Raw genomic sequence first — 9,572 nt, 5'->3', positions numbered from 1 at the left:
AGCGACCAGGTGTGGGGCGTTGACGGCGCGCCAGCGGGCCGCGGCGGCGTCGATGAGCTTGTAGGCCATAGCCAGTCCGGCCGCGCGTGATCCCGGGCCTTTGGTGACCTTGGTGCGCAAACGCACTGTGGCGAAGGTGCTTTCGATCGGATTCGTGGTGCGTAGGTGAATCCAATGTTCGGCCGGGTAGTGGTAGAACTCCAGCAGGGTGTCCAGATCGTCGGTGATCTTGGCGACCGCTTTAGGATACTTGGCCCCGAAGTCGACCTCGAAGGCTTTGACCGCGAGCTGGGCCTTGTCGATATCCTCGGCGTTGTAGATCTCCTTGATCGCCGCCAACGCCGACGGGTGCGCTGATTTCGGCAGCGCGGCAAGAACATTAGCCTGCTTATGAAACCAGCACCGCTGCTCTTTGGTGGCCGGGAACACCTCACGCACCGCGTTCCAGAACCCGAGTGCGCCATCGCCGACCGCGAGCACCGGGGCGGTCATGCCGCGTCGCTTGCAGTCGCGCAGCAGATCAGCCCACGACTCGGTCGATTCGCGGTAGCCGTCGGTGATCGCCACCAGTTCTTTGCGGCCGTCAGCGCGCACACCCAGCTTCACCAGCAAGCACAGCTTTTCCTGGTCCAGGCGGACCTTGAGGTGGATGCCGTCCACCCACAGGTAGACGTAATCGGTGCCCGACAGGTCCCGGGCGGCGAACGCGCGGGCCTCATCTTGCCACTGACTGGTCAGCCGGGTGATCGTGGTGGCCGACAACCCGGCACCCGAGCCCAGAAACTGCTCCAGGGCCGGCCCGAAATCACTGGTCGACAGCCCGTGCAGATACAAAAGCGGCAGCACCTCGCTCATCTGCGGTGACTTGCGCGCCCACGCCGGCAGGATCGCCGAGGAAAACCGTTTCCGCTCACCAGTGTCGGGGTCGACGCGTTTGTCGTTGACTCGTGGAGCTTTCACCTGCACCGCACCGGCTGCGGTCAACACCTCACGTGGCTGGTGGTAGCCGTTGCGCACCACCAGCCGGTGCCCGTTGTCGTCGAGCTGATCGGCGTACTGGGCCACATACGCGGCGACCTCGGCCTGCAACGCCGCGGCCAGCATTTGCCGGGCACCGTCGCGGACGATCTCGTCCAACAACGAGCGCCCAGAGGCCTCGTGGCCGTTGGCGTCCTCGGCGTCGTGAACTACGGTGAGCATGGGCGTACCTTCCCGAACCAGCGCGCCAACGCCGGCTCATGATCGGACCTACTGACTTTCAGATCATCCTCGGGAAGGTGCGCCCACTTTCACGCCCCCATCCCGAGGCTCATCCACAGGTTCTGATCATTGCTCCCACATGCTCTTGGGGCAGATGCTCATCAGGTTGGCCGCGTAGTGGGTGCGACACCGCTGCCAGGCTGCGCCGGGCAGGTTGGCCGCGATGGCCTCGCGTAGGCCGGCGTGGGCGTCGCTGGTGACCAGTCGTGCGCCGGCCAGTCCGCGGGCGACCAGGTCGGCGAAGAACTCGTTCCAGGCGGGGCCGGTCTCGCTGGTGACCACGCGCATGCCCAGGACTTCGCGGTGTCCGTCACCGTTGACGCCGGTGGCCAAAAGCACCACCGCGTTGACGACCCGGCCGCCTTCGCGGACCTTCATCGTCAACGCATCAGCGGCGACGAAGGTGAACGGGCCGGCAGAATCGAGTGGTCGGTGGCGGAACTGTTCGACGTGGTCGTCGAGGTCGGTGGCCATGCGGCTGACCTGCGATTTGCTCAGCGAATCGATGCCCAGCGTCTTGACCAGTTTGTCCATCCGCCGCGTGCTCACCCCGGCCAGGTAGCAGTCGGCGACCACGGTGATCAAGGCGGATTCGGCCCGCTTGCGTCGCTCCAGCAGCCAGTCGGGAAAGTAGGTTCCCTTGCGCAGCTTGGGAACCGCGACATCGATGGTCCCGACCCGGGTGTCCAGTCCGCGGTGGCGGTACCCGTTGCGCTGGGCACGGCGTCCCGGTGTGGGCTGGCCCCATTCAGCGCCCACCACGGCATCAGCATCCGCCGACAGCAGGGCGTTGATCACGGTCTGCAACAGCGAGCGCATCAGATCCGGTGACGCTTCTGACAGGGCCTCGCCAAGAAGGCCGGCAGGGTCGACAATGTGGGGTGCGGTCATCGTGATGCTCCTCGAGGATTCTGTGGAAGGTTGACTCGAAGGATCACGCGGTGGCCGCTTCACGTCCATCACCAACACGATGACGAACCCAGCAACCGCGCTACACCACTATGCGGGACTCAACTGCACTTTTCGCGGCGATCGCATCCCGATACCCACCCGGGCCGATCACGTCCAGATGGCGCTGGATGGTCCGATACGACACCGTCGTAGCGCCCAAGTCTTCGAGCACCCGGATCGAGTCGAGCTTGCTGGTCGGCTCCACGATCCGGGCGCTCACCAGATCCCGGAACACCGCGTCATCGACCACATCGAATCCGAGCCAGTCATACACGTGCCCGAGGACCTCACGCAGTAACCGCGAGGAGGTGCCCGTGATGTGACCCGGGCCGGCCGACGCCGGCGCCACGGTCTCATCGGCGGGCCGCCAGTCGGCGACCTCGCCGACACGGGCGACCTTGCGGGCTACCTCCAGATCCAGACCCTGTTGATCACCATCGGCGATCCGGCGGGCCTGCTCCAGCAGAACCCCCAGCTCAACGTCGGTATGGGCGGACCCCAGATGAGCCAGGATCTCGTGTTTGCCCTGGTTCTTGCGGGCCACCTGCACCGCCACCGCACCGGAGGAAGTGCGCACCTTCCGCACGTACGCCACCGCCCGAACCTACCCCGTTAGTGCCCCTAGTGCCCCAAATCACCACACGAAACCCCAGGTCACAGCGATAAGACCCCTCAGATCCCCGATCGATGTCCTAACTCAGGTGGTTGCGCTGCAAGGGGACACGCTCGGCATTGGCGATTGTCTCGGGAGGCTGGGCGCTCCAGGCCTCGCCACCTCCGTTGGTCATTCTCTGACTATCTCATCCTGGACTCCAACCGCGGCGAGCCATGCCCTCCGGCTGAGCGGTTACTGTCTCTGTTCTATTCCGCATTCAATTCCGGGCATTGATGCGTGTGGGCTGCAACTAGCAGTTTGTAGTATTGCTCTGCGGCGGTGACAAACGCTTCAGGAGGGGTATTATTCATCTCGTTTCGCCGCGTTGCCTGATGAGATTCGAACGCTTGCCTTGACGCAGGACTTTCTATCGCGATGCCATCGTATACGGAATCGGCTGTGGCAATTACTTGACTTTTCCATTTCTTGGGATTTGATCTGATGTCCTCGATGCTCCTAGCCCGAGCGCTTAGTGTGATTGGCGCTATTGTGTTGTTAGCGCCGCCGCCGGGCATCGCCCAACAAACGTGGCGGCCTAGGCCTCGGATGAAGTGTGGTGTCTTGGCCATGATTTCGGCTGCCGCATCAGTAGTGATCCCGTGGTCCCATATGTAGGCATCCGCCCACCCCTTTTCGAGGTCACACACGGCGGAGGCAAATGCAGAGTCCCCGCCGTTCGGCACGCGGTCGTAGAATGTAGAGATTAAGTAGTCGCGGTTCTTCGACGGCAAGAATTCTTCCGGTCCGCTCATGGCGAGGTGGTCTTCATCTTGGGTTCGCAGATCACCGGTGTACGGACTTGGCAGCCGAATCGACAGCCAGGCGTCCGCGATTTGCTCTGGGGTGGAATTGGATCCGGCCGAATCGACACATCCTGTCCCTGCGATAGCGGATTCAACCACCTCCGCCGCGCTAGGAAAGCCGGGCAGTGATCCGCTTGGACCGTCACCACCACAACCTGCGACCAGAATTGTCGCTGCCAGCAGCACAATACGCTTATGTCTCATCACGACGCCCCCGATGGCTTACGTTCGAGCATACGCGCGGGTCCCACCGTTTCGCACGTCATTCGGATGTTTTTAGCCATCCACTTTCAGGTAGACTATGCACTACAGGTCTACCGGGCAACGAAGGGACCGAACCATGCCGGCCGCCAAGTCCGACACCACGACGGACGCCAAGTCCGCCAGGAAACTTGAACTTGAACGTCGCAACGCCGCCGTCGGTGAACGCATTCTCCCGATCATCGGAGCCAACATCGTCGCACGCCGGGAAGACCTGCGGCTGTCGCAGCGGGCACTGGCAGAAAATGCCGACGTCGACCGCATCTGGATCCGCCAAGTCGAACAAGGCACCCGAGCCCCCACTGTGATCGTCCTGGCCAAGATCGCAGAAGCCCTCGACACCACCGTCGAGGCGCTGACCAAAGGGACCTAACAGCATGGCTGCGCTCGGGCTGCCCGCGACCATCACCGTGGCCGTGCTTGTCGGACCCAGCTGGTATAGATCGCCGCAGACCCGCACACCTCGACGGGAAGGCGCAGGGCAATGAATCCGTTCGACTACAACCACCCCCCTGATGCACCCGCCAGCGGCCAGCTGTACATCGCGACGGTCAAACCCTTCGATGCCGTGTCGCCCTCCGACCACCAACCGCTGGCGCGGGTCCGCTACACCAACGGCAAGACCTTCGTCGGCCGCGACACCGTGCGGCACATCGACGTCCACCGCGAGACCGGCCAGCCCGTGGAGCACTGGATGCGCATCGACGGCTATGCGCGCGAGATTGTCTCCCAGATCAGCACCCTGGTCGCAGACGGCGCCGTCAGCCCCGTTGCCTGTTTCACCGAGCTGCGCTACCACCTCGACGCCGACACCGGCTGGTCCCCCGCGATCGACGCCCTCAGTGACGAAGACTGGGCCGCGGTGCAGTGGCGCGTCACCGACCTTCTACGCACCGGATGAACGCCGCGGGCTCAGCACGCTAGTCGCCGGTGCGCTCCATCTTGAGCCGGTACGGAGTGAGCGGCTTGACGCAGCTTCCGTCCAAGACCTCCTCCTGGCCGCGGCCCTCAATGACCGGGATCGGATTCGGCGCCGGCCGAGGCAAGTCGAATTCCTCGCTGCGCTTCAGCGGTGCTGGAACGTCGTCGACGATGCACGGCGGGTTCCCCTCAAACCGGCTCGTCCACCGGCCGTCGGCGAAGGTATAGACCCCGCCCCTTCCGTCGAGCGGCTGAAGCACCCCCAAACTTACGCACCGCGCCTGTGCCCGAAGACAATACGTTCGGAAGTCCACTTCGACGGAGCCACCGGCACCGTTCAAGAGCGTCTGCGTCATGGTGTAGCGGCCACGAAACCCCTCTGCTGGAACAGGCTGGCGGGCGGGCAACGCGGCGGGATCAGCGATGGCCGCGACGTCGGTATCAGCGACACGGGTCAGCGCCACCGTCGAGGACGTGCTGCAGTTGCTGCCGTTGATCACCCGGTACTCACCGGCCAGGGTGCCATCGTCGTGAGGTGTCAGTGTGATGACTTCCCAGGTTTCCGGGGCGAACTCGCGGTCACGACAATCATCGCGCAGCGCGGGCGTGATCGCCGCCGAACTCGTCGGCACGGTCCCCACCGCAATCCACTGCCCGCCAACATCATCGAAAACAAGACTGGAATTGAGGGTGGGGCCGGCGACGGCTTCGGCAATCGCGGTGCACCCCGACGGGGAGCACGCTGAACGGATCTCCAGTGTGCCCTGCCGACGCTTGGGATCGAAGACCTCACCTGTGGTGATGTGTGTCTCTGGGCCGAAGTCCGCCGCGTAGGTTCCGGTCAGCGGACCGGTATTGGGCGCGGGTGCAGTCTCCGCGACGGATACGTCAGGGCTGACACTCTCGCTGGAGGGTGGGGAACTCGATTCCCAGGGTTGCTCGATGGCCAGTACCGTCACCCCGGCCACAGCCAGGGTGGCCGCGGCCGCCAACCCTGCCCCCCTGGCCATGCGGCGCCCGCGCCGCGCGGAAGGCGCAGGGGCGAAGGTGCTCGGCGGTGGGAGCGAGGCCGACTGGGTGGGTGCGGCCGGTGAGATCTGGGGGCCGGCGTGCTGGATCAGTGCCTGGGTGAAGTCGCGACAGCTGGCGAAGCGGTCTGCGGGCTTCTTCGCCAGCGCCACAGCTAGGGGCCAGTCCAGCGAAGCCAGGTCGGGACGCGTGTCAGCCAGGCGGGGAGGCGCACTGGAGAGGTGGCTGCTGATCACGACAGCGGGATTGGCGAACGGGAACAGCTGAGTCCCGGTCAGTAGGTGGTAGGCGGTGGCAGCGAGTGCGTACTGGTCGGCGCGGCCGTCGGCGTCCTGGCCCAGCAGTTGCTCGGGTGCCGCGTAGGCGACGGTGCCGACGGTCATGTTCGTTGTGGTCAAGCCGCTGACGTCGTCGAGGCTGCGGGCAATGCCGAAGTCGGCCAGCATGACCTGCGATTCGCCCCGCGAATCCGGGTGCGACACCATGATGTTGGCCGGCTTGACGTCGCGGTGCAGCAGCCCCTTGCTGTGCGCATAATCAAGGGCCTCCCCCACGGCACCGATGATCCGCAGCGCCAGGTCGGTCGGCATCCCACCGGGATACCGTTGTGCCAGCAGTTCGCCGGCGTTGAGCCCATCGACGTAGCACATCGCGATCCACAGCCGGCCGTCGGCTTCCCCGCGATCGAGGACACTGACGATATGCGGATGCCACAAGCTGGCCGCAAGATCCGCTTCGCGCGCGAACCGGACCTGGTAGCTGGAGTCCATCGAGATGTCGGCTCGCAGCAACTTGAGCGCGTCATACCGTGGCAACCGAGGGTGCTCGGCGAGGTAGACCTCCCCCATCCCACCGGACCCGAGCGGCCGCACAATGCGGTACCCAGCAAAGTGCTCTCCCACCCCCACCGGCATGGCAGCATATTAGCTGCCCGCCACGTCACGATGTCGTGACACCGGCACCGGCAGTCGTTGCGGTGCCCGGCTCGCCGCGGTGCAGGTCACCCGTCACATCCCGCTCCACCCCGCAGTGGGCCACGGTGCGGGTTCCCCAGACCGGGCGGTGTCGGAACAGGTAGCGCGACGCGCCCGTGGCCGGTCCGACCGCCCCCGCAGATCGGGTCGTGCGTGAAGGGGTCTGATTGCACGCAGGCCCGGCCCGCGGGTTCGCCAGTTGTGCTCAGTCACAGTGGTGCTTGCCTGCCGTACAACGACGCACGGACAGGGACTGGCCGGGCGGGCCGGGCCGGGCTAGAACAGTGCGGCTCCATTGGCCTGAGCCCAGTGAGTCTCAAACGCCGGACGTTGCTTGTCGTCGACGACAGCGGGAGCCACGACGAAGAAATGTTCGCAGTTGTCGGCCACCGCAAGGTGGTGCCGCACGATGTGATCCGCGCCGACCTCACGGCGGCCGGGCAGTCCGCTCAGGTGGGCATCCATCTCGGCTCGCGTCCCGCGCGCCAGCCGCCGCACCGACCGCGCGGTGATCCCCCGCCGGCCCTCCCGCCCCGGAGGTGTCACCCGGCGAACCTCGTAGACAGCGAACTCCGCGGCATCGAACATCTCTCGAAAGGCGACCTCGACCTCCACCAGACCGGCTTCGGTGATCATCTGCGCCACGCTCCCACCGGCGATCAGGGTTTGGCGTTCATTGAGCCGCCGCGATGTCGCTTCGATGAGCATGGCCTGCGCTCCGGCCTGTGGCTCCTGGCGGTAGCGCTCGACCATGTTGGCCCGTCCCGAGGAGGTGCTCAACGCGAAAACACAGTATGAGCAGCAGGATTTCGACCAGGACACGCCCAGCTTGGTGAACACGTAGTCCGCGCACGCCTGACGATCCATCCCGGCCTCGATCAGCGGGTACCAGCCTCGCCGCCGCTCGGTATTGAATAGTTGGTCCTTGGCGGCGCGGCGTTGCTCGCCGGCTTCGAACCCGATCACGTGCCGGTAGGGTTGACCATCGGTGATTTTCTTGATGACCGGATCCAGTGCCCAGCCCTTGGCGTGGATCGAGCAGGCACGCTTGCCGCCGAGCTGCGGAACCGTTCCAGCAGAAAGCATTTCGGTAGAAAGGCGATACGCGCCGTCGCTGTACAACTTCTGCGGACAGGTCGAATCGTCAAGCACCACAACCCCGTTGCCGTTCGCGGTCGGAGTGCGCTCAGAGCGGGCACATTGGATGTAGCGAACACCGAACCGCCTGAACAATGGGAGGATGTACGTCTCGACATCCCTAGAGGTGGAACGGAATTCGTCACCCGTCATGGCCGTCAGCACCACCATGTCGGCCAGGTCGAAATCCCGAGTCTCCGGTTCGGTCAGCCACCGCAGCAGCAAGCAAGTGGAGTCAAGCCCAAGGCCGTAACTGACCACAACTTTCGGGCGGTGCTCACCGGAGACGATGCCTGGGATCTCCAATTCCGTTGTGGCCGTGCGGCTCATGCTGTCCCCCCCATCGATCAGATGCTGTTGTCTCTAGACTACCAAACTGGTAGGCTAAAGACAACCGGCCTCGAGGTGAGGCGGTGCCCGGCGAGCACGAGGAAGAAGGTCGACCCAATGACTTATGGCGACGACAGCGGCAACCCCCGAGCGGCCTACCTGAGCGCACTGCGCCGCAACTACACCTTCGACAGTGCACGCGCAGCCGTAGCCACTGCCAGCGAGAAGCTCAACGAAGCCAGGGCCACCCTCGTTCTGGCCCATGACCTTCGCGCCGACCTCGGCGTCCTAGATGTCCGCGTCCTGAGCCGGGCGGTCGAAACCCTCAGCGCTGACCTGCACGCCCTCGGCGAAGCGCTGGCCGACACCGTGGACGTGTTGGCGACCCTCAACGGCCGGGCCCGCCCGGCTCGCGCCACTGAGTACGTCGCCGCCGACGGTGTCACGGTCATCCAGATCGACACCGACGCCAACGTCGGACCCGTCCGAGTCAACCTCAACGACACCTGCATCCACGACGGCCGCCCCGCAGCGGCCACGCCGGAGGAAGGCAGCTACTGGCCCACCGAGGCCGGACTGCTGGCCATTCACCACAACGGCCGCCGCAGCGACGGCTAGCCCAGCGACCCCCGCCAGAGCCTCACATCACCACCGATAAGGAGACCACCCATGACCACTGCCGGCACCTTTGCTCTCGACGCCGGGCTGCACACCTACCCCGCGGCGGGATTCGACATCCCCTGGAACGGATGGGCCACACCCATCGTCAGCCGCGCCACCCTGTGCGCCCTGATCGCCAACGAAGATCCCCTCGGGCAACGCCTGACCCTGGAGTTCGACGGAACCATCGCCACCGTCGCCGACCGCGACCCCGCCGGACGCCACACCGACGCCGTCACGCTGGTTCCAGACGCCGACGGCCTCTACCATCTTGTCGCACTGGGATGGACATTCCACCAGATCGAAGAACGCCCCCAGCGGGGCCAATTCGCCACCCCGGAATGCCGCTATACCGTCACCTGGCAGATCGACGCACTCGATGCGACAACCCCGGTCGAGGCCGCCCAGTTCGCCCGCGACGCCCAAACCCGGCCCCAGACCACGGCCACTGTCTTCACTGTCACCGACACCACAACAGGCCAGCACCACCTCGTTGACCTGGCTGCGCAGAACCCCGACCAGGACCAGCCGCACGACTGCTAGCAGCCGCGCCCGGCCCGCAGCGCCCCGCGCCTCGACGTGCGCTGCCGC

The 9,572-nt window shown here is 65.2% G+C and carries 8 protein-coding genes and 2 pseudogenes; 4 read left to right on the top strand and 6 right to left on the bottom strand.

Going from position 1 to position 9,572, the window contains the following annotated elements:
- The 4 genes and pseudogenes from WA965_RS08200 to WA965_RS08185 all read right to left on the bottom strand — a co-directional run.
- On the bottom strand, positions 1 to 1,200 hold a 1,200-nt coding region (locus tag WA965_RS08200), incomplete at its 3' end, for an IS256 family transposase (protein ID WP_526447344.1).
- Positions 1,201 to 1,335: 135 nt separating this feature from the next.
- Positions 1,336 to 2,151, bottom strand: a pseudogene (locus tag WA965_RS08195) (IS256-like element IS1601 family transposase); the annotation flags it as partial.
- A 130-nt stretch (positions 2,152 to 2,281) separates the two neighbouring features.
- A pseudogene (locus tag WA965_RS08190) lies at positions 2,282 to 2,806 on the bottom strand (IS1634 family transposase); the annotation flags it as partial.
- Positions 2,807 to 3,072: 266 nt separating this feature from the next.
- Positions 3,073 to 3,873, bottom strand: coding sequence for a hypothetical protein (locus tag WA965_RS08185; protein ID WP_236442193.1), 801 nt, complete (start codon positions 3,871 to 3,873; stop codon positions 3,073 to 3,075).
- Between the two features lie 136 nt (positions 3,874 to 4,009).
- Here WA965_RS08185 and WA965_RS08180 point away from each other — a divergent pair, with 136 nt between their 5' ends.
- Positions 4,010 to 4,303 (top strand): helix-turn-helix domain-containing protein, encoded by a 294-nt coding sequence (locus tag WA965_RS08180; protein ID WP_064896553.1) that lies wholly within the window; start codon positions 4,010 to 4,012, stop codon positions 4,301 to 4,303.
- A 111-nt stretch (positions 4,304 to 4,414) separates the two neighbouring features.
- Positions 4,415 to 4,831, top strand: a complete 417-nt coding sequence (locus WA965_RS08175) for an endonuclease V (RefSeq protein ID WP_064896555.1) — start codon at positions 4,415 to 4,417, stop codon at positions 4,829 to 4,831.
- Between the two features lie 19 nt (positions 4,832 to 4,850).
- Here WA965_RS08175 and WA965_RS08170 read toward each other — a convergent pair whose 3' ends face one another.
- Together WA965_RS08170 and WA965_RS08165 are read right to left on the bottom strand one after the other, a co-directional pair.
- A complete protein-coding gene (locus WA965_RS08170; protein WP_526447342.1) occupies positions 4,851 to 6,794 on the bottom strand; it encodes a serine/threonine-protein kinase in 1,944 nt (647 codons plus the stop codon).
- A 336-nt stretch (positions 6,795 to 7,130) separates the two neighbouring features.
- The gene (locus WA965_RS08165; RefSeq protein WP_081281804.1) at positions 7,131 to 8,321 is read right to left on the bottom strand and encodes a hypothetical protein; all 1,191 of its coding nucleotides are present in this window, start codon (positions 8,319 to 8,321) and stop codon (positions 7,131 to 7,133) included.
- 117 nt (positions 8,322 to 8,438) lie between these two features.
- Between WA965_RS08165 and WA965_RS08160 the strand changes: the two genes are divergently transcribed.
- Both WA965_RS08160 and WA965_RS08155 read left to right on the top strand, forming a co-directional pair.
- On the top strand, positions 8,439 to 8,939 hold the full coding sequence (locus WA965_RS08160; protein WP_064896559.1) for a hypothetical protein: 501 nt from the start codon (positions 8,439 to 8,441) through the stop codon (positions 8,937 to 8,939).
- 51 nt (positions 8,940 to 8,990) lie between these two features.
- Positions 8,991 to 9,524, top strand: coding sequence for a hypothetical protein (locus tag WA965_RS08155; RefSeq protein ID WP_064896561.1), 534 nt, complete (start codon positions 8,991 to 8,993; stop codon positions 9,522 to 9,524).
- Positions 9,525 to 9,572 lie beyond the last annotated feature (48 nt).

Origin of the sequence: Mycobacterium sp. (genome assembly GCF_049683935.1) — a bacterium.
In the GTDB taxonomy this organism is placed as follows: Bacteria; Actinomycetota; Actinomycetes; order Mycobacteriales; family Mycobacteriaceae; genus Mycobacterium.
Note: the sequence above shows the minus strand (reverse complement) of the source record. Positions and strands in the feature narration are given on the sequence as shown.

Coding starts and splice junctions, on each gene's coding strand:
- WA965_RS08175 (WP_064896555.1), top strand. CDS start 4,415: ATGAATCCGTTCGACTACAACCACCCCCCTGATGCACCCGCCAGCGGC.
- WA965_RS08155 (WP_064896561.1), top strand. CDS start 8,991: ATGACCACTGCCGGCACCTTTGCTCTCGACGCCGGGCTGCACACCTAC.
- WA965_RS08180 (WP_064896553.1), top strand. CDS start 4,010: ATGCCGGCCGCCAAGTCCGACACCACGACGGACGCCAAGTCCGCCAGG.
- WA965_RS08185 (WP_236442193.1), bottom strand. CDS start 3,873: ATGAGACATAAGCGTATTGTGCTGCTGGCAGCGACAATTCTGGTCGCA.
- WA965_RS08165 (WP_081281804.1), bottom strand. CDS start 8,321: ATGAGCCGCACGGCCACAACGGAATTGGAGATCCCAGGCATCGTCTCC.
- WA965_RS08160 (WP_064896559.1), top strand. CDS start 8,439: ATGACTTATGGCGACGACAGCGGCAACCCCCGAGCGGCCTACCTGAGC.
- WA965_RS08170 (WP_526447342.1), bottom strand. CDS start 6,794: ATGCCGGTGGGGGTGGGAGAGCACTTTGCTGGGTACCGCATTGTGCGG.